The following is a 25,057-nucleotide window of genomic DNA, read 5'->3' on the forward strand; positions in this document are numbered from 1 at the left end:
CGTCATCGATCGTGGTGTCTGTGGTCGCTTGGTGATCAGCGATCAAGGGCGGTGAATGCTGCGCGGCTGCGTCACGGCCCCTGAACGGATACCAAAACTTAAAGCGCGATGAAGAAGTTTGGAAAGGATATTGAAATCAGCATGAAAAGACTGGTGCATAAAGCCTGGTATCTCGGCAATATTTAATAAGAACAATTCCTCCCGAGGCTCAATCCGTTCGCACAGCAATGCTTTTCCAGCAAACCGAGTCTTGATACTCAGGCCATTCACGACCCAATCCCTTAATTGACAAGAGGCTTGATAACTCGTACAGTCAGGTCAGTCCGCTTAGAACCCATGAACGCTAAAACTAAGCTTGCATTGCTGCGAACTCTCAGCAAAGAGCGCAAAGGCCTCGCCAAGGGCTTCACCCTGGTGGAGCTGATGATCGTGGTCGCCGTGATCGGCATCCTTTCGGCCGTTGCGCTGCCGCAGTACCTGAGTGCCCGAAATGCTGCCTCCCTCGGTGCTGCAACGGGTGAAGCGCTTGGCTTGGCTAAAGAATGCGCCACATTCGTTGCCTCTGGTGGAGTCGGCACAGCCCCTACTGGTTGCACAGTGGCTGGTGGTGGCACTTATGCGCGTACTGCATCGGGTACCGCCGATGGTGTCACTTGTCTTACTGTTGTGTCAGCTGCAGAAAACACGGTTACTGCTACCGTTGCAGGCTCCACTGGCGCGATTACTTGTGCATTCAGCTGATTCACCCAGGCCAAGGGTGTTTCTGGCAAACATATTTTGAGCGCGGCTTTTATGCTGCGCTTCTTTTTGAATGGGCAGAAGTAAGCATTAGCTTTATGGCCTGTTCAAGATGTTGCGTTGTTCGCTTTGCTTTGGTTAGAGACTGTTCCAACACCCTCCTTTGCATGGCCTGTTTGCCTCCCCGAAGCCCCTGCCGATGATCAGCCATCCGTCTCGCGATCTCGGCAAATTCGGTGGTGCTGTTGGCGATCCATTCAGCGCAGCCATAGCCACTCAGGATAGAACTGCTCATACGCGACGCCATGGTATCGCCCTTGATGGCTAGGTAGGGTGTTCCCATGGAGAGGGAATCAAAAACGGTTGTTGATCCACACCAACTGGTGCAATCCAGGCAGGCATCCACGATGTTGTAGATCGACATGTGATCCTGCCACGACTCCGATGCGGGCAGGAAGTGCAGCCGAGAGCGTGAAACACCAAGCGCTTCCAGCGACTCACTGATCCACTCCTTGCGCTTGGTACTGGTGAGGCTTTGGTCCTTGATCACAAGAACAGATTCCGATACTGCCTTCAGAGCGCTTGCCCAGTAGGCAAAGGTTTTCTGGTTAAACTTTGCCCCGTTGTTAAAAGAGCCAAATGTAAAGGAGTCAGTCTGGGCCAGCGATGATGCAGCAGGGAGCTGGTCATGGTAGGTAATAGCCAGCCAAATATCGGGAAGTCTCCAGATCTTTTCGATGAATAAGTCATCAAAGTCCGTAGGCGTAACAATGGAGTCGCCAATCAGATAATCAATGGTATTGAGGCCTGTTGTGGCATGATAGCCAATGTAATGGCATTGCACTGGGGCGAGGCGAAAGGTTAGCAAGTGTATTTGGGTGTTATTGGTGTAGCCCGAGGTTTCGAGAATTACATCGAATTTCTGATCATTGATGGCCTGGGCAGCCGCTAAAACGGAGAGCCCATGCAAGACCACAACGGCATCAGCCATGTCAACTAATTCATTCTCCTGCACCTCGTAGCGGCGATTGGCAGTAATTAGCGTGACATGAAAGGTGCTTCTATCGTAATGCTGCAGAAACGATCTCAGAAACATGCCAACTACATGCGCTCCGATTTCAGCCGATAGAATACCTACCTTGATCTTCTCGGTGTTGGCACCCAGGGATTGCCATAGCTGGCCTGTTGATGGCAATGGGTGCCTGTCCGCCAGTTTCCTCCAGGCTGGATTCTGCTTAAGCAGTGATTCTCGATAGGCTTGCCAGTATTCCTTGGCTACGGAAAGCATCTCTGCCGCTGCACTTCGTGGCAGGGTCGAATGTGTGAACATGTAGGAATAGAAGCCCTCTCTGCTGAGGGGATACAAGGACCGGATCTGCTTGGAAAGTACTAGCGATTCTTCAATCCGGCTAACGTTGCGTAATGCCGAAGCTAAATTGCAGAGAAGGCCGCCGTCGCAGGGAGCGTGCTCAAGAGCCTCTGAGAAAATAGGAATAGACTCTTCTTCTTGTCCTGCAAAACGATAACAGCATCCCAGCAAATTGCTAGCTTCAGTGTGTATCTCTTCGATCTCGAGAATGCGTTGAAAAAAGTAGATTGCCGAATTAAGCTCATTGACTTGCTGCAGGCAGTAGCCCATGGTTAGCATCAGCTCAATATGCCCTGGTTCGATGGCAAGGGATACAAGCAGTTGCTCGATGGCCTCGTCTGATCGGCCTACTTTGCTCAGGATCTTTGCCCGCTGAAGTTGGGCGGAAACGTTGGCTGGGTCTACATCGATGGCCTTCTCAAGCCATTGCAGGGCAGTGGTGGAATGCTCTTGGCCTTCAAGCTGCTGGCCAATCAACATGAAGAGTAGGCTGGAATTGGTAGCCTGATTTTCATTCAGAAAATGACTGAGAACAGCTGAATCAATAATCTCCTTGCCGAGTAGCTTGAGGCTGAGGTCGAGGGCATGACTGTTGTTTGGGTTGAGCTGAAGGGCCTTGATCAGGTATTGTTTTGCTTTAATGGGATTGCCTTCGCTAATTTCAACGGCAGCAAGATTGCCAATGGCTAGCGACTCGAGGCCAGATTCGCCGCTCACCTGCTCAAAGGTTTGCCGTGCATCTGCCAGCTGGTTGATTCGAAACAGATAGGAACCGTAGGCGAGCACTACACGTGGATCAGATGGCGCGAATTCAGCTGCCAGCAGAACGTGATGGTTCTGCGCTTCGGCATTGCCAAGTAGCCCTTGAATCTTGCTGATTTGCAGGTGAATGCCGGCTGGGTCGCCGATTCCGCTGCTCAGCAGATTCTGGTAAATTGCTAGAGCGACCCTGCGTTGCCCCAGCCTCAGCACTTGACGCGCATCTTGCTCGGATAGCTGGTGGCTTTGAGATCCCATCGCGCGATGCTGACTAGGGCGGGAGTTGCTAGGATTGCAGTGTAATCACCTGCGATGGGAAAACAGGCCTGCTTGCACCGATTGTGATCACATCTCCGCTTCTCCTGGTGGGTGTAAGCCCCTCTTATTTTTGGATTGATTCCACGCCGGTCTGCTTCCAGCCGGCCTGCGGGAATCGTGGCGATGAGGCTGAAGAGAGTGGCTGTTTGCCGTATAGCTATTAGGATTGAGTTCTGAGTTCAGCCACCTGAAAGATTGACTCACTGCTCGGGTGGCGCCCCACTTCCTCAACAAGTCCCTTTTCTGATCGTGATCAATTCAGCCCCGACCCCTTTTGAGCCAGCGCAATCCGACGACATTCAGCCCAGGCCGGATTCCCCATCCCGCCAGCTGGTGAAGACAACATAGTCTTGGGGCCAGGGCTACTTCACGGGAATTACCTACGGGGCCTACTCCTTCCGTGAACTTGCGCCGAACTGGATTGATTTTGCCCTGCTGAGCCAACGTCAACGCCCACCCCGCCGCCAAGAAGGTGTTGGCTTCAACTACCTGGAACTAGGCAGCGGCATGGGATTGGGGCTCTGCCTGCTGGCTGCTGCATATCCGGAAGGCCAGTTTGTGGGTATTGATTTTCATCCGGGCCATATTGCCTACAGCCAATGGTTGGCCCAGGAATTGCAGATTAGCAATATCGTTTTCCACGAAGGAGACTTCAGTGCACTGGCGGCAAGCGAGCAACAGCTACCGGTGGGTCCTGATGGCCATTTTGATTACGTCGTAGCTCACGGGATTCTCAGCTGGATCGCCGAACCAGTGCGCCAGGCCATGCTTGGCCTCACGAATCGCCTGCTCAAGCCGGGAGGGGCGTTTTACTGCTCTTACAACACCTTCCCTGGCTGGTTGGATCGCACGGTGTTCAAGGCTCTGCTCACGCTTGAGCGAGAACGGCCAGGTGCTGATGGCTTCCTCGGATCGATTCAGCGAACCGCGGCAACATTGATGCGGCTGAGCGAGACCCCATCTGATGCCAACCCAACGCGGCTGAGCCGGGCGTTTCCAGGGTTGATAGTGAATGTGCGCCACATTCAGGAGCAGATCGATCAGCCGAGCTATCTCTGCGGTGAATATGGCGCTGAGCCGTGGCAGCCCTTCTACGTGGCTGAAGTTCATCGGCTGGCCGCAGCACATAAGCTCGATTATGTGGCTTCAGCAACCCTGCCGGATAACTTTCCTTCATTTATGGCCAGCCATTTGGCCGCAGTGGTGGAAGAGGAGCGGGATCCCTTGATCCAGCAGACATTGCTCGACATGGCCATCAATCAATGCTTCCGGCGTGATCTGTTTGTGAAGGGAGCCATTCCCCTCACGCGCACTGCCTATGAAGCACTGCTGGCACAACAGATGTTCTGCTGCTTGCGCGCTTCGGATACCAACCCATCGGCGCAGACGGAACCAGTCGCCGTAACCACCAATCTGGGATCGATCTCCATTGAGCCCGATCTCGTTGGCCAGTTGCTGTCTCTGTTGCAGCAGGCTCCTGCATCCCTGGGTGACATCCATCAAGCGCTGGGCAGATCCGTGGATGACCTCTTGAAGCTCACCAGCCTTTTGCTGCATGAAGGCTGGATTGGCTTGGACCGCGGACCAGCTATTCCTTCAGCCAACAGTGCCTGTCGATCTGTGAATCAACGGATGCTGGAGCTGATTCAGGCTGGCAACAACCTGAATTTCATTGCCTCGCCCGTTGCTGGCCATGGAGGCGTGGGCATCTCCGTGCTCGACGCGTTCACCCTCGCAGGGATCCAGCAGGGAATCGAAGGGGATGTGCTAGCCAGCTGCGTGTGGATGGGTATGGCCAGTGCCGGTGTGGACATGCGCAATCGCGAGGGAAGCTTGATTGACGATCCTGATCAGGCTTTCTCCCTGATCCAGGAGCATGTTGCTTTATTTCTGAGCTCCAGCATGACTAAGCTGCGGCTTCTGGGTATTGTGGGATGATCGGGCTTTTAGGTTATTCCTTTCAGATGTCGTCGTTGCCATGGCAGGGTCAAGGCTGATCCCTGCGCTGCCGGGATTGTCTCACATGTTCATTCGCTTTGAGCACCCTACAAGGCCCTATTCAGTGGCTCTCTCTTCGGCATGGGCGGGGAGAGGCTGAGGCCATTCGCCTGAACACTGAAGATCTGGCCGATTGATCATCACGGCGCCCAGGTAGCAGCTGGCCAGATCACTTTGTTCGCGGCGGTCTAGTTCATTCAGCAGAATGGCAGTGAGATCCATCGCTTCATACACTTCGTGAAGGATGAATGCGGCGGCTTGCAGCTGGCGACTGCTCCATTGCTGGATCATGCGGAAATCGCGAACATAAACAGCGTCGCCCCAGAGCATCTGGCTGATTTCTTTTTGGGGCTTATCAGTGATCTGCATGGGCTTGAAAGCTCGCCCTTCGATGTAGGAAAAGTGCAGAAAGGTGAAGCCATGGCTTCTCAGAAAGGTGTCAACTTCTGCCATCAAGGGCTGCCCCTCGTAGAGCTCAACAAACTCTACTTCGCACTGAATTACAGCCACGCTTTTGAGTACTTCCTGGGCATGTTTCAGGATCATCAACTCTGCTCCCTGCACATCCAGTTTCAGGAACTCCGCTCCCTGCGCCTGCTGGAGGTCGTCGAGGCGGTGGGTCTGCACCCGCACCCGCTGTTCCACCTGCATCCATTCTCCCAGTGCCGGGAAGAGATCCACGGTGCTGCGCGCCGGTGGAAAGAGTGATGAGGTCATTGGTTGGTTGGTGATGTAGAGCGTGTGCTCCTCGCCATCACCCAAGGCAAAGGGCCAGTAGCGGATTGCAGCGCCGCTCGCCTTGGCCTGGCGGTTGAGCCTCTTGCATTCGGTGTCCAGCGGTTCAAAACCCAAAACTTCGGCGCAACCTTCCTCAGCCCAGCGCACCCAGGGCGGCGTAACACCTTCGAGGGCCAGAGCGCCCGCATCCACGCAGCGCAGGGGTTGCTCCAAGCCAAGAAACTCAAACCAGGGCCGAACGGCCGTGGTCATTTCGACGTCCTGAAGCGGGCTACCTTGCCGTTGTTGAACAAGGGCGATGCGCCGTTGCAGGGCCCCATGGCTGTAACCGAGGCTCTGCAGACGCTCCAGCCTTGATATGGCCTGAGCACCTGTGTAGAAGCTGGAAAAGCTACCGAACTGTTCAAGAGCGCTCAGACCCGCCGCTTCCAGCCAGGATTCCACGGGGCCCTTGGGCTCGATCACCTCGAAGGCCGGATCGGGGCTGAGAAAGGGCTCACTGAGATCGACGCTTCGGCCGCTCTGTAGTTCCTGCATCAGGCTGTTCAATGCCCGCACGGCCTGCCCGCGCTCACCGCTCGCCAGGGCCACCCGGGCCAGGCTGGCCCAGCGGCTCGGATTACAGCTCGGCCGGCAGGCTTGCTGCAGCAGGGCCAGGCTGTGGGCCAGCGCCCCATGGCGCCAGGCAATGGCGGCATCACGTTCCTGGGATGCGGCCCAGGCGGCCAAGGCCCTGGCCATCAGTGGACGCTCGGGCTGGTGGGTGTGCGAGCTCCAGCGGGCGGCCCAGGGCTGGGCATACGCCATGGCTTGCAGGTGCTCCAACCAGGCGTGTTGCTCGAAAGCTGCTGGATCCAGACTCACGGCCTCCGCCTGATCCACCAGCCAGCCGCCGGCAGCCAGGGCAGCCACCCGCTCCGGCTTGGCCGCGAACAGGTTGAGCAGATAGTCGTCTACCGGCAGCTCAGTCGAAAACGGCGCCAGGGCATCAAGCCCGGGGATCAACCGGAAACAGCGATAGCCCAGCTGCTCGAACTGTTGCGCCAGGTGGAGGTTCAGCTCAGCGCCCGCCTTTACCTCAAACATCACCAGCGGGGAGAACTCGCGAAACAGGCGGTGCCCCCCTTCGAGGATGCGCCCTTCCTCCCCTTCGGCATCGATCTTCAACAGATCCACTCCCCGCCAGCCATAAGCCTCCAGGCATTGATCCAGGGTGGTCACCTGCACCTCCTCACCGGAGACGCGCTGATCGCCCACGTCTCTCGGTTGCGTGGCCGCCAGGCTGTTCAGTTCCGCGTGGCCGGGCGTCTGCAGCCAGGCGATGCCCTCTCGATCAGACAGGGCCTGCTGCACCACCCGCAGCCAGGAGAGGCCGTTCGCCCTTGCACTGTCGTTCAGCAGGGCGGCTGTTTGCCTGGCAGGCTCGAATGCCCAGAGCTGTCCGTTCGGCCCCACTCTGCGGGCCAGAGAAAGGGCGTACACGCCATAGTTCGCGCCGATATCCACCACAATGTCGTCCGGCCTTACAAGCCTGCGCAGAAACTTGATCTCGTCTTCAAACCAATCCCCCTGTTCCTGCAGCACATAGGGCGTGATCAGCTCCAGGGAATCCGGCACGATGACCTTAGTGCCATCCACCAGCTCTACAGTAATCACGTTCACCTGATCATTCATGGTCGCTGGCTTCTTTCTGCGAGTTTAGCCTGATTGCGGAATTTGGGAGAATGATGGAGAGTGGAAATCGATGTTATCCATTCTTGTTGACGCTTGGATGATTTGATTTCTGATTAAGCTGCCTCAGGGCACTTCGAACATTCCAGGGTCGAATTTAATCCTGTCATTGAGATGCATTACTGCGACAGGCTTTCTTGAGGCACGCAGGCCCGGCAGAAGCGACTTTTCGAGGTGCTCTGAATTCATTCCATTGCTTCTGTGTAGGGCTTTCTGAGAAAGAGAGAGCAAAATCCATGCTAAAAAGTGGTGCGGCCAGGCTGATTTCTCAATGATCTACAGGCTGCAGCTGTAGCCGGTTGCTTGCTCAAGAGCCGCTCTTCTGCTCCTCGGATGGCTTGATTGATGGTCGGCAGCTGTAGTAAGAAAGCAACAATGACAAAAGTAGCCCCAATAGCTTCTCGAGGCTTCTGGTGCGGAGCTATCGGCAGGGCGACCAGCCTTACTGGGACACACTTCGAATAGGCCCTGCGGCCTGGGTCACGAAGACCTCCATAATGCACTCTCCATCATCAGAGAATCCTGAACGGGCAAAGGTGCCTGTCTGATCCGCCTCTGAAGTGGAGAGAAACGTCCCTACGCTGATCCAATCGTTGGAGGTTCCCGCGGCCATGGTGGCGCCCGTGTGGTTGGAACCGGCATCGCTGCGGCTGGATGGCCTTGGCCCTGGCCTGAACCCGGAACGGCTCCGAGCAGCGTTGCAGGCGCTCGCAGACGATCTCGCCACCAAAGCCCTTGTCCTGTTTGGCTCCCGCGCCCGCGGCGAAGCCAGGCCCGGCTCGGATCTCGATCTGCTCCTGCTCTGCCGGGGCAGCAACAGCCCGGATGCGCTGCTCAGTGGCTCCCGTTGGCATGTGCTCGGCCGCATCGCCCGCGAGGGGATGGTGCTCTATGCCGCCTGAGGAAGACGCGGCCCTCATCCTCAAGGTGGCGCTCCGCCCAGCAGGAGGTGGAGAACCTGCTCAAGACCCTGATCGTGCTGGCGGATCAGCAGCCTCCCCTCAGCCATGCGCTGGATCGTCCGGCTCAGCTGGCCGGCGCCCAGCTGCCCGAGCCTCATCCGCCAGCTGCGGGAGGAGGTGGAGGTGCAGATTGCCGCTGCGGTTCAGAGGCGAGCGGGATTGCCGCCGCGGGATTGAATGGGGGACATCAGCAAACCACCTCCCTGCGGTGGCCAATCCGCAGGACAAGGATCAGCAGCTCACTCCGCTGCCATTCATAGACAATGTGAGACTTACTCACCCGTAACCTGCGTAGCCCTTCAAACTCCCCGCACAACGCAGATCCTCGATGTCGTCGAGGTCGGTCGCTATGGCCTGGTCGATGCTGTCGGCTCCGTAACGGTTGAGTTGCTGAACAGCTGCATCGAGCTCAGCTCCAGTTCATCGGGTAAGCGGGCGGTGACCTGAACCATTGCGGCACACCTGACTTCGTCGAGATGTCAATGACATCCATTCACCCCGGCCCTCCACGCGGGTCACGACTCGGCCGATCGCTGAACGCTGGTGGGGGATGGATCCCACGGGCGGTCAGGCGTGGGCGGCAAGCCATGCCGCCAGGTCGGCGGAACCCTGGAAGTCGAGCAGGGCTTCCGCCAGGGCCTCCAGTTGCTCCAGGGGAAGGGCCTGAATGCGGGCGGTGGTGGCGTCGTTCAGGGGGCCGCAGCGGCGGGTGAGCAGGCGGAGGGTCACGTTGGCTTCGCCTTCCTGTAGGCCTTCCTGGCGGCCTTCCTGCCGGCCTTCTTGGCGGCCTTCCTGCCGGCCTTCCGCCAACCAGTCCTGCACGGCGCGGGTGTGGCGGATCTCCTCGCGGGGGATGCCGGCGATCACCATGATCTGCTCCTCGCTCAGCTGGGGAAACCGTTGCACCAGCATAGGCAGCACAACCGTGACCAGGTCCGGACGGCTGGCCAGGATCTGACGGCTGCTGGCGCCCAGTTCGCCCTCAGGCCGCACCGGCAGGGTGAGCAGGTTGAGCAAGGGATCCAGGTTGGGCTCCTGGCTGAGCGCCTCCAGGTTGAGCCAGACCACCTGCTGCTCCAGGAACAGGCGCAGTGCCTGGGTGGGGCCGAGATTCAGTCGGTCGTGGGGCGTGATCATCAGCACCGCCCAGTGCTCCACCTGGGGGTGCTGCTGCAGGAAGCGATAGGTCTGCGCCGCCAGGCGGTGGTGAAAGCCCGGATCCGGGTGCATCTGCACCTCCAGCAGCACCACCGGAAACTCCGCGCTGCCGGTTTCGGCGCAGCCGGTGGCCTCCCGGGGCCAGAGCACGCCATCGAGCCGGTGGCTGAGCTCCTTGATTTCGAGTGCTGAGAAGCGATAGAGGCGGTCGCCGGGCGCGGAGGGGTCGAGGCCGAGATCGCTGGTGCTGCTGCCGCTGGCGGTATCAGCGCCCCTGCCGGGGAGGAGTGAGCGGATCAGGTCGGGGGCGCTCTGGAAGACGCGGTAGTACCAGCGGTCGGTGTTCAAGCGGAGCTGCCGCTGGCTGGAAGGTAGCCGGGGTTGGGGCTGCGTTCTGTGAGCAGTGCAGCGGCCCAATCCGGAAAGGGATTCCAATGGCGCTCGATGCTGCCGTGCTTCAGCGTGAAGACGGGACGGACGGGTTGATCGGCTGATCTGTTGTCGTAGACCCTGGCAACGTCGCAAAGCGGCAACGATGTTTCGACGTGATTCAGCATCCTTGGGATGGGGCTCACGACCTTGTCTCGAGGGACATCATGACCTCCCTCGCTGACCCGTTCGCTGATGCGCGCCTGGTTCAAGGATGGACTCTGGAGGTGAATCATCACCATGATCACCTGGTAGCCGAGGGCCTTGGCATGGCCCACGACATCAACCTTGGAGGGGTGGGAATACACCGTTTCAAAGCAGAAGCTCAATCCTCTGAGCAGGAAGTTGTTGCGTTGGTCTTCAGCCAGCTTGGCTGCTTCGTAACTGTGCGCCTCAGGCGCGCCTGGGTAGTCGACCCGGGCAAGCACATCCGCATTCACAAACGGCACTCCAAGGGGCTGGAGGTAGAGGCGATAGAACGTTGATTTGCCAGCTCCATTGCCGCCCACCAGCATCCACAGCTGCCTGGGTTTGGTCATGGCGCTGAGACGTTGGCGGGCTCGGTGCCGATCGGCTGAAACACCCATGGCGGAACACCCCGCGATTCGCGTGCCGTCTGCAGAGATCTGTTCAAGCAGGCCAGGTTGGCTGAGGCAGGCTCCCGGACTGTCGATCGACCTCCACTGCCGCGTACACCTGCTCAGGCGCTGTACTCCGCAACCCCTCGTCTCGCTCAGGTCACAACGGCCTCCAGTCCGATCACGCCCATCACATGGGGAAACACCTCCCCCACCTCTGGCACCAGCTCCCAGCGCACCTCGGCGTTGAGGCGCTGTGGGTCGATCACCAGCAGCCGCAGGGCCCCAGGCTGATCGGCCAGATCGGCATAGAACCGTTGCCGCACCCCCTCGAGCTGCTCGGCCGTGCAGCAGTGGATGAAGCCCACCTCCGCCAGGCTTGCCGCGCGGGTGGAGCGGTCGTAAAAGCCCTGCCGTTTTGCCTGCTGCCAGTCGCTTTCCAGAGCGAGGTGATAGATCCAGCCTCCTGATCGCCACGGCTGGGGCTGGCTCCAGGGTTGCGCCATCACCGTTGCCAGTTCCTTGCTCTCAAGGAAACGCGACAGCCAGGCCTGCAGCGGCTCCAGGCCCGGTTCGGCATCGAAGCCCGCTGGATCCGCCAGCCGGAACTGGCGCACGAAGGGCAACAGGGCCCAGTCCGCCAGGGAAGGGCGCGAACCCAGCAGCCAGCCCTCCGGTATTCTCGCCAGCCGTTCGTTCCAGCGCCCCAGGCTCGCCAGGGCGGCGGCCCGGTGCATCGGCCGCTCCTGCTCCCCCGCGGCACCATGGCGGGCGGCGTACTTGAAGCGATCCAGGTGGTGTTTGAAGGGTCCGTCGTTTTCGGCGATCATCGCCGTGATCTCCGCCAGTGCCGCTGGGCTCCTGCCGACCCACCAGCCCTGCGGGTCGCGGTGCTCCAGGGCCCACCGCATGATCTCCAGGCTTTCCTCCAGCACTTGCGCAGGCTTCGTCTTTTCGGAGGAGGAACCGTTTTCCTTGCCGGACCCGGTTCGTTTTCCGGGCACCACAAGCACCGGCACCGTGCCCTTGGCTGAGGCCTCCAGCAGCTCGGGCGGCTTGGCCCGCAGGCTCACCTCCCGCAGCTCCAGGTTTGGTCCCGGCGCAAAGCCGGCGGCGGCCAGGGCCAGGCGGGCGCGGATGGCGTAGGGGCAGCGGCGGAAGCTGTAGAGCACCGGCATCGGACATGCGATCGGCGCTGTCGTCAATGGCCCGTTTCTTCCAACGCTGGCGCCCATGCCCATCAGCCTGGCCCATGGGACGGCATCTGAAGACCATCCACCTCCTGCCAGAAGCCGATCCGCCGCCAGAAGCGCACCCGCAGGTCGTCTTCGAACTCCTGGTGGGTGGGCAGGTCGTGCCAGTGGTCGATGCGCTGCGCGAGTTGGGCGCAGCGCAGCAGGTGCTGGGCCGCGTAGGGGTAGCGCTTCGGGCGGGAGTGTTCCAGGGCGAAGCTCACCATCGCCCGCAGCAGCACGGTGGCGGCCAGCGGATGGCCGGCCTCCAGCTGCTCAGCCGCCGGACCGTAGAGCCCGTAGGCCTCCCCATTCCAGCGGTGGGGCTGGCGCAGCACCAGCTCCGCCGCCCGGCGCAGATCCGGCCAGGCCAGCAGGAAATCCAGGGCTTCGGCGGGGTCTTCGTGGGCCAGCGCCCGATCGAGAGCCTCCTCCTCGGCCTGCACATCCTCGAAATCATCGAGCCGGCGGAGGTACTCACGCAGCAGGCCGGCATCGAGATCCTCCAGAAACCCCTGCCAGCGCTCCCCCTGGGCCTCCTGGCGGCGGCCCAGGGCCTCAAGCGCCTCGATCCGCGGCCGTCGCACCACCGCCCCCAGCCACTGCAGCCCCTCCTCGTCCACCCCCTCCAGCGTCGCCAGGGCCTCCTCGGCCCGGCCCGCCGCCAGCAGCCGCTCCGCCACCGCCGCCGCCACCGACGGGCGCCGCAGATCCTCCGCGCTGAAGCTGCCGGCGAAGGCGTCCACATCGCCCATCGCATCGGCGATCGCCAGCATCACCGCCGAACGCTCCGGCGTGCCGCGGGCCCGGAATTCCCCCCGTAGGGCCTCCAGCCCCTCCCGCCCCAGCGGCTCCGCCAGCAGCCCCACCAGCCGATCCAGCTGGCGGTAGCCGTTGCATTCCATCAGCGCCTCGGCGATCCGTTCCGCCGCCGCCTCCGGCGCCGGCCGGGCCGCCACCATCGTGGCCGGCAGGGCCTCGAGCACCCGCTGGAAGAAGCCGCTGAGGCTGCCGCTGCCGTCGTGGCTGCGATCGAAGAGGCCCTCCGAGAGCTCCAGCAACTGCCAGTGCAGCTCGTGGGCAATGGCCGGTGCCTCCGTGCGGATCGATCCGGTGACCGTGGCCAGGTGCCCCTCCAGCTCGGTGAGCAGGGTTCGACGTTTGGCCGCATCGAGAAACGTGCTGGCCTGGTCGATCGTGCGCAGGCGCTTGCGCACTTCCTGCGCCGCCTCCTCGGCGCTGCGCCCTTCCGCCAGCGCCAGCCGCAGCCGGCGCTTGGCCGCCGCATTGCCCTGGCTCAGCTCCAGCAGCAGCTCCGCCAGGCGGGCCGCCCCGAGGGCCTCGAGGTTGCGGGCGTTGAGGGTGGTGCGGGCAGCGGGCACGGATCAGGTTGGTGGGTCGGCGCCGGGGCCCAGGTGGCTGGCACCGCACGCGGCGGCCCGCTCGATCTGCCGTTGGCGCTCGGCGAAGCGGGCGCGGTCGGCGTCGCTGTAGCGGCCCAGGCAGTGGCGGCAGCTCACCCCGTCCACGTAGCTGGGCAGGGCTCGATCGGCCGGCGAGAGCGGCAGGCCGCAGGCGTGGCAGAGGCTGTGCTCGCCGGGCTCCAGGCGGTGGTTCACCGCCACCCGCTGGTCGAACACGAAGCATTCGCCCTGCCAGCGGCTCGCCTGCTCGGGAATCTCCTCGAGATACCGCAGAATGCCGCCCTGCAGGTGATGCACCCCCTCGAAACCCTGCTGGAGCAGGTAGGCGGTGGCCTTCTCGCAGCGGATGCCTCCGGTGCAGAACAACGCCAGCTGCTTCGGCTGCCGCTCGGCCACCAGGGGCCTCAGCTCCTGCTCCACCCACCGGGGAAACTCCCGGAAGCTGCCGGTGCCGGGATCGATCGCTCCCTCGAAGCTGCCGATCGCCACCTCGTAGTCATTGCGGGTATCGATCACCAGGGTGTCGGGATCGCGGATCAGGGCGTTCCATTCCTGCGGATCCACGTAGGTGCCCACGGGTGTGGCGTCCAGCTGCACCGTGGGGCAACCCAGGCTCACGATCTCCCGCTTGATCCTCACCTTCCAGCGCCGGAAGGCCTGTCGCGGCGCCGTGCTGCGCTTCACCGTGAGCTCGGCCAGCCGTGGATCGCTCTGCAGGGCCGCCAGCAAGGCCTCCACGCCTGAGCTGGGGCCACTCACCGTGCCGTTCACCCCTTCCGTGGCCAGCAGCAGGCTCCCTTTCACGCCGCCGGCCTCCCCCACGGCCCGCCAGCGTTGCTGCAGATCCGGCAGGTCGTCCGCAGCCAGGACTGCGAAGCGATAGAACGCCGCCACCAGCACCTCGGTGGCGGCAGAGGTTTCGGCTGGGGCTGGCGCGTCAGGCATGGGCGACAGCCGGGGCCGGTGATGCGGCACTGGCCTTGCCAGCGGCAGGCGGCGCCCCTGCGGTTTCCACCCGCACCCCCGCTGCCGCCAGCAGGGCCTGGTCTGCGGCCACATCCGGGTTGCCGGTGGTGAGCAGGGTGTCGCCGTAGAAGATCGAATCGGCGCCCGCCAGCAGGCAGAGGATCTGGGCTTCGCGGTTCATCTGGTCGCGGCCGGCACTCAGCCGCACCCGGCTGTGGGGCATCAGGATCCGTGCCACCGCCACCATCCGCACCAGTTCCAGCGGATCCACCGCCGGCTGCTCCTGCAGCGGCGTGCCCTCCACCGCCACCAGGGCATTGATCGGCACGCTCTCGGGATGGGGTTCGAGGCTGGCCAGCACCTGCAGCAGGCCGGCGCGATCCGCCGGCGTTTCGCCCATGCCGATGATGCCGCCGCAGCAGAGGGTCACGCCGGCCCGGCGCACCCGCTGCAGGGTTTCCAGCCGCTCTTGATAGGTGCGGGTGGTGATGATCCGGCCGTAGTGCTCCGGGCTGGTGTCGAGGTTGTGGTTGTAGGCGGTGAGGCCCGCTTCCGCCAGGCGAGCGGCCTGCTGATCGGTGAGCATGCCGGCGGTCACGCAGGCCTCCAGCCCCAGCTCCCTCACCCCTTGCACCATCGCCAGCATCGCCTCGAACGGCGCTCCGTCGCGGATCTCGCGCCAGGCCCAGCCCATGCAGAAGCGGTTCGCGCCGGCCGCCTTCGCCGCCCGGGCCCGCTCCAGCACCGGTGCCACCGCCAGCTCCGGCCGGCCGGCCACATCGGCGCTGTGGTGCATCGACTGGGGGCAATAGGCGCAGTCTTCCTCGCAGCCGCCGGTCTTGACGCTCAACAGCGAGGCCAGCTGCACCGTGTAGCCCGGATTGGCGGCCCGGTGCACCTGCTGGGCCTGCCAGAGCAGGTCCATCAACGGCAGGTTCAGCAGCGTCTGGATCTCGGCGTGGCTCCAGTCGTGGCGGGTGATCACAGGGGCTTCAGGCGGGGCGTTGGGATCGGCGTACAGGCTGTAGGGCTTGTGGCCTCTGGGCTTCAGGCCGCGGGGGCCACGCCGCCGAAACGGCGCTGCCGGCCCTGGTAGTCCAGCAGAGCGCGCAGCAGCGCCTCCTGATCGAAATCGGGCCAGAGCACATCGGTGATGTGGAGCTCGGCGTAGGCCAGCTGCCAGAGCAGGAAGTTGCTCAGCCGCTGCTCGCCGCTGGTGCGGATCAGCAGATCCGGATCCGGTTCGCCGGCGGTGTGCAGCTCAGCGGCGAAGCGGGCCTCATCGATCGCCTCGGGATCGAGCGTGCCCTCCGCCACCCGCTGGGCCAGCTGGCGCGCCGCCCGCACCAGCTCGTTGCGGCCGCCGTAGTTGGTGCAGACGTTGAAATGAATGCCGCTGTTGCCCGCCGTGCGCTCGGTGGCTTCGGCGATCCGTTGCCGCAGCCCCTCCGGCAGGGGCTCCAGGTCGCCCAGGAAGCGAATCCGCACCTGCTCCCGCTCCAGCCCCTCCAGTTCCCGCACCAGCACCTTCTCGAACAGGGCCATCAGGAAGCTCACCTCCTCCCCCGGCCGGTTCCAGTTCTCGGTGGAGAAGGCATAGGCCGTCAATGCGCCGATGCCCCAGTCGCTGCAGAGGCGCAGGGTGCGCTTGAGGGATTCCACTCCGGCCCGGTGCCCCATCACCCGCGGCAGGCCGCGCTGCCGCGCCCAGCGGCCGTTGCCATCCATGATCACCGCCACATGGGTGGGCAGGCGAGCGGGATCGAGAGCCGCCGGCAATGGCGACACGTGGGAGTGGGGGGTGGTGGTCGCCAGGGCGCGACTCATCCGCGGGAATCCGGCGTGTCCTTCGCCACGCTACGTCCCGTCGATGAAGCCAGGGCATCGCTGAGCAGGTCGTGCAGGCGGCTGCTGGTGATCGGCCGCTCCAGCCGCCCCTGGCAGGCCAGCGACAGGGTGCCCGTCTCCTCGGACACCACGATGCAGAGGCAGCGATCGAAGCGCTCGGTGATGCCCAGGGCTGCCAGGTGACGGGTGCCGTAGCGGTTGCTGCCCTGGCGCGACAGCGGCAGGATCACCCCCGCCGCCATGATCCGGTTGGCCCGCACCAGCACGGCACCGTCGTGCAGGGGCGTATCGGCCGCGAACAGGTTGAGCAGCAGATCCACCGACAGCTGCGCATCGAGTGGGATGCCGGGATTGAGGAAATCCTCGGGACGCAGGTCGCTGCCCAGATCCACCAGCACCAGCGCCCCCCTGCGGCTCTGGGAGAGGCGCCCGGCCGCCTCGCTCAGCACCGCCACCGAGCCGGAGGCCAGGCCATCGCGGCCGCTGTTGCCGAACAGCACGTCCAGCCGTCCGGTGCCGAGCAGTTCCATCAGGCGGCGCAGCTCCCCTTGCCACAGGATCGCCAGGGCCAGGCTGCAGGCCAGCACCAGGGCATCCACCAGCTTGGTGGTGAGCGGCAGGTTGGCGTAGCGCTGCACCACCCAGGCCAGCGCCACCAGAAACAGGTAGCCCCGCAGCAGCCACAGCGTGCGGGATTCGGTGACCCGGCCGAGCACCACAACTCCCAGACCGGTGGCGAACAGCAGGTCGAGCAGCAGGCGGGGATCGACGAGCCTCAGCCAGGCCACATGCAGGGGCGATTCCTGAGACTCAGGGTACCGGCAGGAGCCTGGCTGGCAGCACGTCGTAGCGCAGAAGGTCTTCCGGCTGTTCGCGCCGTTGCACCAGCTCCGCCATCCCCTCGTGGACCAGCACCGCCGCCGGTCGGGGAATGCGGTTGTAGTTGGAACCCATCGAGGCGTTGTAGGCGCCGGTGGAGAACACCGCCAGCACGTCGCCCCGGCCGGCCGGCGGCAGGGCGATGTCCTTGAGCAGCACATCGCCCGATTCGCAGTGCTTGCCCGCCACGGTCACCGTTTCGAGCGGCTGATCTTCAGGAGACTCCCCGCCGGGCAGACCTGCGTGGGGGCGATCGGCCAGCACGGCGGTGTACTGCGATTGATAGGTGATCGGCCGCGGGTTGTCGCTCATGCCGCCATCCACCGAGAGATAGGTGCGGATGCCGGGGATGTCCTTGCGGCTGCCCACCGTGTAGAGGGTCACGCCGGCGGTGGCCACCAGGGAGCGGCCCGGTTCGCACAGCAGCCGCGGCAGCTCCAGGTTCCGTTCGCGGCAGGCCTCGGCCACCGCCACCGCCACGCCGCGCACCCACTCCTCGATGCTCGGCGGATCATCCGAGGCCACATAGCGGATGCCGAGGCCGCCGCCCACGTTCAGGTCCTGCACCGGGTGGCCCAGGGAGCGGGCCAGGGCCAGGGCATCGGCCATCACGCCCGCCAGGTCCCGGTGGGGTTGCAGTTCGAAGATCTGGGAGCCGATGTGGGCATGCAGGCCGGTGAGCTCGGCCCAGGGACAACCTTTGAGATGGCGCAGCACCGTTTCAAGCTGGTCGGGATCGAAGCCGAACTTGCTGTCGAGGTGGCCGGTGCGGATGTACTCGTGGGTGTGGCACTCGATGCCCGGGGTGAAGCGCAGCATCAGCCGCACCGGTTGCCCCTGGGCCGGTGCCAGCTCGGCCAGCAGCTCCAGGTCGAGCCAGTTGTCCACCACCACGGTGATGCCGCGGCTCACGGCCAGTTCCAGCTCCTCCTTCGACTTGTTGTTGCCGTGCAGCACGATCCGGTCGCTGGGCATGCCGCCCTGCAGTGCCGTGAGCAGTTCGCCGGCAGACACGGCATCCAGCCCCAGCCCCTCGGTCGCCACCAGGGCCGTGATCGCCAGGGAGCTGTTCGCCTTGGAGGCATAGAGCGCCAGAGCCGAACCGGGGTAATGCACCGCCAGGGCGTCGCGGTAGGCGCGGCAGGTGGCCCGCAGCGTCGCCTCATCGAGCACATAGAGCGGTGTGCCGTAGGTGCGGGCCAGGTCGCTCAGGCCGCAGCCTCCCACCTGCAGCCGCCCTTCGCCGTCCCGTTCGGTGGTGAGGGGCGTGAGGTTGCGGTTGGGGCTGGTCAGATCGCGTCCGGCCTCATAGGGCTGGGGCGTTGCGGCCGCCGAGCCCGCCGCGGCCGCCTCCGGGCCGGCGCTCTGCTGGGAAGCTGTCAACACCATGGCGCGGGTCCCGGGCGGCGAGGAAACGATGTGCAGTGAATGTACGGAAGCCGTCGGGATGGTGACGGGTCCGGCTCCGCTCAGCCTCGCCGATCTGGCCGCCTGCCTGAAGCTCGATCAGCAGGCCCTGGGGGGCCTCTGGACGGAGAGCCAGTGGCGCACCGAGTTGCAGGAAGCCTCCCGGCCGGGTGTGGGGCTCTGGCAGGGGGAGGCGCTGGTGGCGATGGCCTGCGGCTGGCTGATCCTCGATGAGCTGCACATCACGGTGGTGGCGGTGGATCCGCAGTGGCGCCGCCTCGGCCTGGGGCAGCAGGTGCTGGCCGCGCTGCTGGCGGAGGCCCGGGGACGAGCCGCGAGCCGGGCCACCCTTGAGGTGGCGACGGGCAACGGCGCTGCGCGGGGGCTCTACGCCCGCTTCGGCTTCCGCGATGCCGGCATCCGTCGTGGTTATTACCGCAGCGGCGAGGACGCCCTGATCCAATGGCTCGACCTTCGGACATGAACGCGTCCTCGCGGCCCGCGGGCAGCACGCCCTTCGCCTGCGCATCGACCACCCCTGGTGGCGCCCGAACCGATCACCGATCCAGCGGTTCGGTTTACCGGCGTTTCTTGTTGCGAAGCCCGTCAGATCGTGCTGGTTGTCTTATGTCTTGAACAGGCCTGAAGCCTTGAGGCAACAGCGATCTGCCGCGCTGGCACAGCAACACCGCACTCTCCGCTCACCCCTGATAGGTTAGTGAGACGTGCAGCAGGCCCCGCCCCATGTTCGAGCGGTTTACCGAGAAGGCCATCAAGGTGATCATGCTGGCCCAGGAAGAGGCCAGACGCCTGGGTCACAACTTCGTGGGCACCGAACAGATCCTGCTGGGCCTGATCGGTGAGGGCACCGGTGTGGCCGCCAAGGTGCTCAAGTCCATGGGGGTCAACCTCAAGGATGCCCGGGTGGAAGTGGAGAAGATCATCGGCCGCGGCTCCGGCTTCGTGGCGGTGGAGATCCCCTTCACCCCCCGGGCCAAGCGGGTGCTGGAGCTCTCCCTGGAGGAGGCCCGCCAGCTGGGTCACAACTACATCGGCACCGAGCATCTGTTGCTCGGACTGATCCGCGAAGGCGAAGGTGTCGCCGCGCGGGTGCTGGAGAACCTCGGCGTCGACCTGGCCAAGGTGCGCACCCAGGTGATCCGCATGCTCGGCGAAACCGCCGAAGTGGCGGCCGGCAGTGGTGGCAAGGGCTCTACCAAGACCCCCACCCTCGATGAATTCGGTTCCAACCTCACCCAGCAGGCCGCTGAAGGCAAGCTCGATCCGGTGGTGGGTCGCCAGCACGAGATCGAGCGGGTGATCCAGATCCTCGGCCGTCGCACCAAGAACAACCCGGTGTTGATCGGCGAGCCCGGTGTCGGTAAAACCGCCATTGCCGAAGGTCTGGCCCAGCGCATCGTCACCGGCGATGTGCCGGACATCCTGGAAGACAAGCGCGTTCTCACCCTCGATATCGGCCTGTTGGTGGCCGGCACCAAGTACCGGGGCGAATTCGAGGAGCGCCTCAAGAAGATCATGGAGGAGATCCGGGGTGCCGGCAACGTGATCCTGGTGATCGACGAAGTCCACACCCTGATCGGTGCCGGTGCGGCCGAGGGCGCCATCGATGCCGCCAACATTCTCAAGCCGGCCCTGGCTCGCGGCGAGCTGCAGTGCATCGGTGCCACCACCCTGGATGAATACCGCAAGCACATCGAGCGGGATGCGGCCCTGGAGCGCCGCTTCCAGCCGGTGATGGTGGGCGAGCCCTCCGTGGTCGACACGATCGAGATCTTGCGCGGCCTGCGGGAGCGCTATGAGCAGCATCACCGCCTCAAGATCTCCGATGAGGCCCTCGTGGCCGCCGCCACCCTCGGTGATCGCTACATCTCCGATCGCTTCCTGCCCGATAAGGCGATCGACCTGATCGATGAAGCCGGCAGCCGCGTGCGCCTGCTCAACTCCAAGCTGCCCCCCGCCGCCAAGGAGGTGGATAAGCAGCTCCGGGCTGTGCAGAAAGACAAGGAAGACGCGGTGCGCGAGCAGGATTACACCAAGGCCGGTGAACTGCGCGATAAGGAAGTGGAGCTGCGCGAGCAGATCCGCACGATCCTGCAGGCCCGCAAGGACGAGGATCCCGCCGCTGAGGCCGGTGCCGCTGAGGCCGCTGAAGCTGGTGGTGTCGCCGTTGCTCTCGCCACCAGCGAGGCCAACAGATCCGAAGTGGCCGGCATCGACGGGGAACGCCATCCGTTGGTCACGGAGGAAGACATCGCCCAGATCGTGGCCTCCTGGACCGGTGTGCCGGTGCAGAAGCTCACCGAGAGCGAATCGGTGAAGCTGCTCAACATGGAAGAGACCCTCCATCAGCGCCTGATCGGTCAGGACGAAGCGGTGAAGGCCGTCTCGAAGGCGATCCGCCGGGCTCGGGTTGGCCTCAAGAACCCCAACCGTCCGATCGCCAGCTTCATCTTCTCCGGCCCCACCGGTGTCGGCAAGACCGAGCTCACCAAGTCTTTGGCGGCGTATTTCTTCGGCAGCGAAGATGCGATGATCCGCCTCGACATGTCGGAGTTCATGGAGCGCCACACGGTCAGCAAGCTGATCGGCTCGCCTCCGGGCTATGTGGGCTTCAACGAAGGCGGGCAGCTCACCGAAGCGGTGCGCCGGCGGCCCTACACCGTGGTGCTGTTCGACGAGATCGAGAAGGCCCACCCGGATGTGTTCAACCTGCTGCTGCAGCTGCTGGAAGACGGTCGTCTGACCGATTCCAAGGGCCGCACGGTCGATTTCAAGAACACCCTGATCATCATGACCTCGAACATCGGTTCGAAGGTGATCGAGAAGGGCGGCGGCGGCCTCGGCTTCGAGTTCGGTGGCGGCGATGTGGAGGAAACCCAGTACAACCGCATCCGCATGCTGGTCAACGAGGAACTCAAGCAGTACTTCCGGCCTGAGTTCCTCAACCGTCTCGACGAGATCATCGTCTTCCGTCAGCTCAGCCGCGATGAGGTGAAGGAAATCGCCGAAATCCTGCTCAAGGAGGTGTTCGGCCGCATGCGCGAGAAAGGGATCGAGCTTTCGGTCACCGACGCATTCAAGGAGCGCCTGGTGGAAGAGGGTTACAACCCCAGTTACGGTGCCCGGCCCCTGCGCCGTGCCGTGATGCGCCTGCTCGAGGATTCCCTGGCCGAGGAATTCCTCTCCGGCCGCATCGGCGAAGGCGATACCGCTGTGGTCGATGTGAACGACGACAAGCAGGTGGTGATCCGCAAGCAGGGTGTGGTCACCATGCCGGAACTGGCCACGGCCAGCGTCTGAATCTCAGAGGCGATTGCGCGGCGGTTCTCCCGTTCCGCGCAACAGCCCCTGCTCCCAGCGGCCCAGCTGACGATCAGCCAGTGCGCTGGCCAGGGCCACCGTGCCCCCGGCCACCAGGGCAGGCAAGGTGTGAAACCAGGCGATTGCGGCCAGGCTGCCCCAGAGCGGCAGTGGTAGCCACGGCCGCCAGCGGCGGATTCCGGCCAGGGCACCGCCACAGGACTGGCAGTGCTCGGTATGGGCGTGAAAGCGCTCCATCAGCGCGTCACGCTCCAGTCGCGGCGGCAAGGCTTGATCGGGGAACGGATCGGCGCTGAAGCGGCTCACCCAGTCGTGCAGGGCTTTGATGTAGAGATCGGCGCCAGTGGCCAGGTTGTAGGCGCGGCTGGCCGAGCCACTTCTCCCCCGGGTCTCCAGCACCCGCTCCTGCCAGTGGAGAAACAGCTGGTCATCTTCCAGCACCCGATGGTTGCTGATGTGCTGTAGCCAGCGGGGCCGCAGCCCCAGCAGGCGCGCCGGCCAGGGGGAACGGAAGCGGAACGGGAACCTCGCCAGCAGCCGGCATTCGCCTCGGCGGATCGGCACCGCATAGACCACGGTCAGAATGCGGGCGAACGCCTTGGCGTCGAGCTCGTGCCACATCAGGGCCGGTGCTGCAAAGGTGGTGTGCTGGCTGCCGAGGCTTCCCTTGCGCGGACCCTCCGGCCACAGCCCCGTGAATCCCTCCTCGCCGAAGCTGGTGAGTTCGGCCTGCACCGGTGCTGCGGTGGCGCGGTTGCCCACGGTCTTGTGGTGGGTGAAGGGCACGTGGCTCACATCGAGCACGTTCTCCAGCAGGGTGAGGGCATCCATCGGCAGGTCCCGGAAGGTGTCCTGCACCAGCCAGGGCTCACCGGGTTCCTCCAGGGCCGGCACCAGCGGCAAGGGCACCGCGGCGGCCTCGTTCGGATCGCCGGCGAACACGAACAGCAGGCCCTGGGCTTCGGCCGTGGCGTAGGTGCGGCAGGTCGATCGCCGCGAGGCGAGGGCGGCGTCGGATTCGGCCTGGGGGATGAGGGTGCAGCGGCCACTGCCCTCGAAGCTCCAGCCGTGATATGGGCACTCCAACTCGCCCCTGGCATTGATCCGCCCGTCGCTGAGGGGCACCAGCCGGTGGGGGCACACGTCCGCGAAGGCCCGCCACTGCTGGGCTGCCTCCTCCCACCAGAGCACAAGATCCTGCTCCAGCAGGGTGAAGGGCTGGGGGCGGCGGCGGTCGAGATCCGCCAGAGGGGCCACCGGATACCAGTGTCGATGCCAGTCCACAGCTGGGGGCACGGCAGAAGGCAACGCAGAGAGATCGCATCCTGGCAACCCCGCGCCACCAACGGCAGGAGGTCGGTGCGGGGGGCGGTGCTCTGATCCAGGCAAGTGGTCTGATCACGGCGAGGAATGGTGTGGGTCTGGGTTGGTTCAGCTGGAAAGAAATCAGTTTGAAGGCGACGGTGTTGCGAGGGTGGACTAGGACAAATGGCTGGTGATTGTGGCTGGTTCAGTCACCGGAACTGGCGAGATTGCCCAGGGATGACGAAGTGTGTTGGTCCTTCCGGAGCCAGGCATGGCAGGGCTCCTTTACAATTGCGATCAATCAAGACCGCGCGCGCCTTCAAAAGCCAGTATGCAAAACGCCTTCTTCGATGACTCGCTGGATAAAGACGCGATCAAGCGCAGAATCCAGGCCATTGATGCAGGCAAGGTCGGTCTCTACAGCATCGGTCTTTATCCAGGTTCGATCGCCTACAACTGCGCCATGCATACCGATGGCAGCAGCCTGATGCTGGCCCCCAGGCCGGGCCGCGATCTGATGGGTGCCTTCTCGGACGATGCCATTGCCGGCATGGATCCGGAGCATCTCGAAACCGTGAAGCGCATGGCGCACCATCCGCAGCAGGGAGCTGCGGCCACCAACGGCCTGGCTGATCTGATCCAGCACTGCGATCTGGTGGTGCTGAGCGCCAACAGCAACCACATCGACCAGGACCTTCAGGATGCCTGTGCCCTGCGAACCGAGCTGAAACGTGAACAGGTGGTGCTGGCCTGTCTGGCCGGCTCTTTCAGTCACGATCACATTCGCAACGAATCCTATGTGTTATGCGAGAGATATCCGAATCTGGCCTTCTTTTCCGGCTTTCATCGCCACGGTGCTCTCCGCAATCCGGTCGACAGCTTCACCGCCAATTTCTGCCACCCCAATGCACTGACGGCCCTGCTGGGGGCACGGATGTTGGACAAGATCTCGCCTAATATTCAAGTATCTCCTGGGATTCACAATATTGAAGCGCAGTATATCAAGGCGGCCAAGAATATCTCCTCCATCTTTGCCGGCTTCGGGCACGCCTATCACCGTGAAAATACTGGCATTCTCCCAACCCTGCTCACCCTGCTGCTCGATCAGTGCATCGATCAGGCTGCCACGGTATCCATGGCGCGCCGGGATCGTCAGCGGCTCTATGGCCGCCAGCCGATCGCCCTCACCGAACTGGGCTATGGCGTGCAGCGCATTGAGGCGGCCCTCAACCGCGGTGGTGACATGGAAAAAGTGCGGGATCACACCTTCGCCCAGCTCACCGCCATGGTGGCCGACGTGCGCGGCAGCATGATGCAGCCGGTCTCGGGCAGTCCGACCCGGAACTTCCAGGTGGGCCAGATCCTGGCGGAGCGCATGCGGGCGCATCAGCGCTGTCCGCACACGATGGAGGAACTGCAGGATTGGTGTGAAGCGGCTGGCTTGCCCCGTGGCGGCCTGGAAGGGCTCAAGGCCCTGAGCTGCTGGCCACAGATCGTGCGCAACTACGGCATCCTGGTGCACGATGCCTCGATGGTGAATCTGCTCTACATGGCGGTCTACGGCAAGCCGAGCACCAAGGACATCGCCTTTTCGGTGATGACCGAAAGTCGGGAGATGTCGAATTACTGCCAGGAATCAGTTCGGCCGACCCATAGCCGCAAGTACGCTGAGGCTTTGCAGAGTCTCGATAATCCCGAGGCACTGGATCTTCTCGCCACCGCCGTGATTGCGGATAATGCCCGTAAAGCTGCCCTCGATGACACCTTTTCGGACGACCAGCTGGGCCAGGATCACGTGCCCGCCTATCTGCAGGCAATGAACGTGATTGAGAATGTCTGGTGATGACTGAAGCCAGAGGATGTAAGCTCGTTGATT

Annotated in this window: 21 protein-coding genes; 6 read left to right on the forward strand and 15 right to left on the reverse strand. The window is 63.4% G+C overall.

Going from position 1 to position 25,057, the window contains the following annotated elements:
• Positions 1–42: 42 nt before the first annotated feature.
• A complete protein-coding gene (locus H8F26_RS12350) occupies positions 43–270 on the reverse strand; it encodes a hypothetical protein (protein WP_197154299.1) in 228 nt (75 codons plus the stop codon).
• A gap of 66 nt (positions 271–336) precedes the next feature.
• Here H8F26_RS12350 and H8F26_RS19980 point away from each other — a divergent pair, with 66 nt between their 5' ends.
• Entirely contained in the window at positions 337–741 is a 405-nt protein-coding gene (locus tag H8F26_RS19980; RefSeq protein WP_197154301.1) for a type IV pilin protein, read from the forward strand.
• A gap of 49 nt (positions 742–790) precedes the next feature.
• Here H8F26_RS19980 and H8F26_RS12360 read toward each other — a convergent pair whose 3' ends face one another.
• Positions 791–3,124 (reverse strand): tetratricopeptide repeat protein, encoded by a 2,334-nt coding sequence (locus H8F26_RS12360; protein ID WP_197154303.1) that lies wholly within the window; start codon positions 3,122–3,124, stop codon positions 791–793.
• 567 nt (positions 3,125–3,691) lie between these two features.
• On the opposite strand from H8F26_RS12360, the gene H8F26_RS12365 reads away from it, so the two are divergent.
• Positions 3,692–5,122, forward strand: a complete 1,431-nt coding sequence (locus H8F26_RS12365) for a class I SAM-dependent methyltransferase (protein ID WP_197154304.1) — start codon at positions 3,692–3,694, stop codon at positions 5,120–5,122.
• Between the two features lie 117 nt (positions 5,123–5,239).
• Here the strand turns inward: H8F26_RS12365 and H8F26_RS12370 are convergent, their stop codons facing one another.
• Entirely contained in the window at positions 5,240–7,558 is a 2,319-nt protein-coding gene (locus H8F26_RS12370) for an FkbM family methyltransferase (protein WP_231605176.1), read from the reverse strand.
• 686 nt (positions 7,559–8,244) lie between these two features.
• Here H8F26_RS12370 and H8F26_RS12375 point away from each other — a divergent pair.
• Complete coding sequence (locus tag H8F26_RS12375) at positions 8,245–8,553, forward strand: nucleotidyltransferase family protein (protein WP_197154308.1); 309 nt, start codon at positions 8,245–8,247, stop codon at positions 8,551–8,553.
• 20 nt (positions 8,554–8,573) lie between these two features.
• Here H8F26_RS12375 and H8F26_RS12380 read toward each other — a convergent pair whose 3' ends face one another.
• The 11 genes from H8F26_RS12380 to lysA form a co-directional block, all read right to left on the reverse strand.
• Positions 8,574–8,711, reverse strand: coding sequence for a hypothetical protein (locus H8F26_RS12380; RefSeq protein WP_197154310.1), 138 nt, complete (start codon positions 8,709–8,711; stop codon positions 8,574–8,576).
• Positions 8,712–8,800: 89 nt separating this feature from the next.
• On the reverse strand, positions 8,801–8,929 hold the full coding sequence (locus H8F26_RS12385; RefSeq protein ID WP_197154312.1) for a type II toxin-antitoxin system RelE/ParE family toxin: 129 nt from the start codon (positions 8,927–8,929) through the stop codon (positions 8,801–8,803).
• 251 nt (positions 8,930–9,180) lie between these two features.
• On the reverse strand, positions 9,181–10,119 hold the full coding sequence (locus tag H8F26_RS12390; protein WP_197154314.1) for a DUF2887 domain-containing protein: 939 nt from the start codon (positions 10,117–10,119) through the stop codon (positions 9,181–9,183).
• Entirely contained in the window at positions 10,116–10,739 is a 624-nt protein-coding gene (locus H8F26_RS12395) for an AAA family ATPase (protein ID WP_197154316.1), read from the reverse strand. The genes H8F26_RS12390 and H8F26_RS12395 overlap by 4 nt, the downstream gene beginning before the upstream one ends.
• 194 nt (positions 10,740–10,933) lie before the next feature.
• Positions 10,934–11,956: a DUF952 domain-containing protein gene (locus H8F26_RS12400; RefSeq protein WP_197154318.1), complete on the reverse strand. Its 1,023-nt coding sequence runs from the start codon at positions 11,954–11,956 to the stop codon at positions 10,934–10,936.
• 62 nt (positions 11,957–12,018) lie between these two features.
• Positions 12,019–13,392, reverse strand: coding sequence for a DUF6880 family protein (locus H8F26_RS12405; RefSeq protein WP_197154320.1), 1,374 nt, complete (start codon positions 13,390–13,392; stop codon positions 12,019–12,021).
• Positions 13,393–13,395: 3 nt separating this feature from the next.
• Positions 13,396–14,379 carry a rhodanese-related sulfurtransferase gene (locus H8F26_RS12410; protein WP_197154321.1) on the reverse strand — a complete coding sequence of 328 codons (984 nt, stop codon included), beginning with the start codon at positions 14,377–14,379 and terminating at the stop codon, positions 13,396–13,398.
• Positions 14,372–15,325 carry a biotin synthase BioB gene (gene bioB, locus H8F26_RS12415; protein ID WP_231605626.1) on the reverse strand — a complete coding sequence of 318 codons (954 nt, stop codon included), beginning with the start codon at positions 15,323–15,325 and terminating at the stop codon, positions 14,372–14,374. Before bioB ends, H8F26_RS12410 begins: the two co-directional genes overlap by 8 nt.
• Positions 15,326–15,447: 122 nt before the next feature.
• A complete protein-coding gene (locus H8F26_RS12420; protein ID WP_197154325.1) occupies positions 15,448–16,227 on the reverse strand; it encodes an isoprenyl transferase in 780 nt (259 codons plus the stop codon).
• Entirely contained in the window at positions 16,224–17,036 is an 813-nt protein-coding gene (locus H8F26_RS12425) for a diadenylate cyclase (RefSeq protein WP_197154327.1), read from the reverse strand. The genes H8F26_RS12420 and H8F26_RS12425 overlap by 4 nt, the downstream gene beginning before the upstream one ends.
• Before the next feature lie 22 nt (positions 17,037–17,058).
• Positions 17,059–18,516 carry a diaminopimelate decarboxylase gene (gene lysA, locus H8F26_RS12430; protein ID WP_197154335.1) on the reverse strand — a complete coding sequence of 486 codons (1,458 nt, stop codon included), beginning with the start codon at positions 18,514–18,516 and terminating at the stop codon, positions 17,059–17,061.
• Here lysA and rimI point away from each other — a divergent pair.
• Together rimI and H8F26_RS12440 are read left to right on the forward strand one after the other, a co-directional pair.
• Positions 18,515–19,018: a ribosomal protein S18-alanine N-acetyltransferase gene (rimI, locus tag H8F26_RS12435; RefSeq protein ID WP_370594620.1), complete on the forward strand. Its 504-nt coding sequence runs from the start codon at positions 18,515–18,517 to the stop codon at positions 19,016–19,018. The genes lysA and rimI overlap by 2 nt on opposite strands.
• Positions 19,019–19,278: 260 nt before the next feature.
• The gene (locus tag H8F26_RS12440; protein WP_197154337.1) at positions 19,279–21,855 is read left to right on the forward strand and encodes an ATP-dependent Clp protease ATP-binding subunit; all 2,577 of its coding nucleotides are present in this window, start codon (positions 19,279–19,281) and stop codon (positions 21,853–21,855) included.
• 3 nt (positions 21,856–21,858) lie between these two features.
• Here the strand turns inward: H8F26_RS12440 and H8F26_RS12445 are convergent, their stop codons facing one another.
• Positions 21,859–23,172: a Rieske 2Fe-2S domain-containing protein gene (locus H8F26_RS12445; RefSeq protein ID WP_231605177.1), complete on the reverse strand. Its 1,314-nt coding sequence runs from the start codon at positions 23,170–23,172 to the stop codon at positions 21,859–21,861.
• 340 nt (positions 23,173–23,512) lie between these two features.
• On the opposite strand from H8F26_RS12445, the gene H8F26_RS12450 reads away from it, so the two are divergent.
• Complete coding sequence (locus tag H8F26_RS12450; RefSeq protein WP_197154339.1) at positions 23,513–25,024, forward strand: hypothetical protein; 1,512 nt, start codon at positions 23,513–23,515, stop codon at positions 25,022–25,024.
• Positions 25,025–25,057 lie beyond the last annotated feature (33 nt).

The organism is Synechococcus sp. CBW1006 (genome assembly GCF_015840525.1).
Lineage (GTDB): Bacteria > Cyanobacteriota > Cyanobacteriia > PCC-6307 > Cyanobiaceae > CBW1002.

What these genes read in the sequence shown, in the direction of transcription:
- H8F26_RS19980 (WP_197154301.1), top strand. Translation starts at nt 337, where the DNA reads ATGAACGCTAAAACTAAGCTTGCATTGCTGCGAACTCTCAGCAAAGAG.
- H8F26_RS12360 (WP_197154303.1), bottom strand. Translation starts at nt 3,124, where the DNA reads ATGGGATCTCAAAGCCACCAGCTATCCGAGCAAGATGCGCGTCAAGTG.
- H8F26_RS12365 (WP_197154304.1), top strand. Translation starts at nt 3,692, where the DNA reads ATGGGATTGGGGCTCTGCCTGCTGGCTGCTGCATATCCGGAAGGCCAG.
- H8F26_RS12380 (WP_197154310.1), bottom strand. Translation starts at nt 8,711, where the DNA reads ATGAGGCTCGGGCAGCTGGGCGCCGGCCAGCTGAGCCGGACGATCCAG.
- H8F26_RS12395 (WP_197154316.1), bottom strand. Translation starts at nt 10,739, where the DNA reads ATGACCAAACCCAGGCAGCTGTGGATGCTGGTGGGCGGCAATGGAGCT.
- H8F26_RS12400 (WP_197154318.1), bottom strand. Translation starts at nt 11,956, where the DNA reads ATGCCGGTGCTCTACAGCTTCCGCCGCTGCCCCTACGCCATCCGCGCC.
- H8F26_RS12410 (WP_197154321.1), bottom strand. Translation starts at nt 14,379, where the DNA reads ATGCCTGACGCGCCAGCCCCAGCCGAAACCTCTGCCGCCACCGAGGTG.
- bioB (WP_231605626.1), bottom strand. Translation starts at nt 15,325, where the DNA reads ATGGACCTGCTCTGGCAGGCCCAGCAGGTGCACCGGGCCGCCAATCCG.
- H8F26_RS12420 (WP_197154325.1), bottom strand. Translation starts at nt 16,227, where the DNA reads ATGAGTCGCGCCCTGGCGACCACCACCCCCCACTCCCACGTGTCGCCA.
- rimI (WP_370594620.1), top strand. Translation starts at nt 18,515, where the DNA reads ATGGCGCGGGTCCCGGGCGGCGAGGAAACGATGTGCAGTGAATGTACG.
- lysA (WP_197154335.1), bottom strand. Translation starts at nt 18,516, where the DNA reads ATGGTGTTGACAGCTTCCCAGCAGAGCGCCGGCCCGGAGGCGGCCGCG.
- H8F26_RS12440 (WP_197154337.1), top strand. Translation starts at nt 19,279, where the DNA reads ATGTTCGAGCGGTTTACCGAGAAGGCCATCAAGGTGATCATGCTGGCC.
- H8F26_RS12450 (WP_197154339.1), top strand. Translation starts at nt 23,513, where the DNA reads ATGCAAAACGCCTTCTTCGATGACTCGCTGGATAAAGACGCGATCAAG.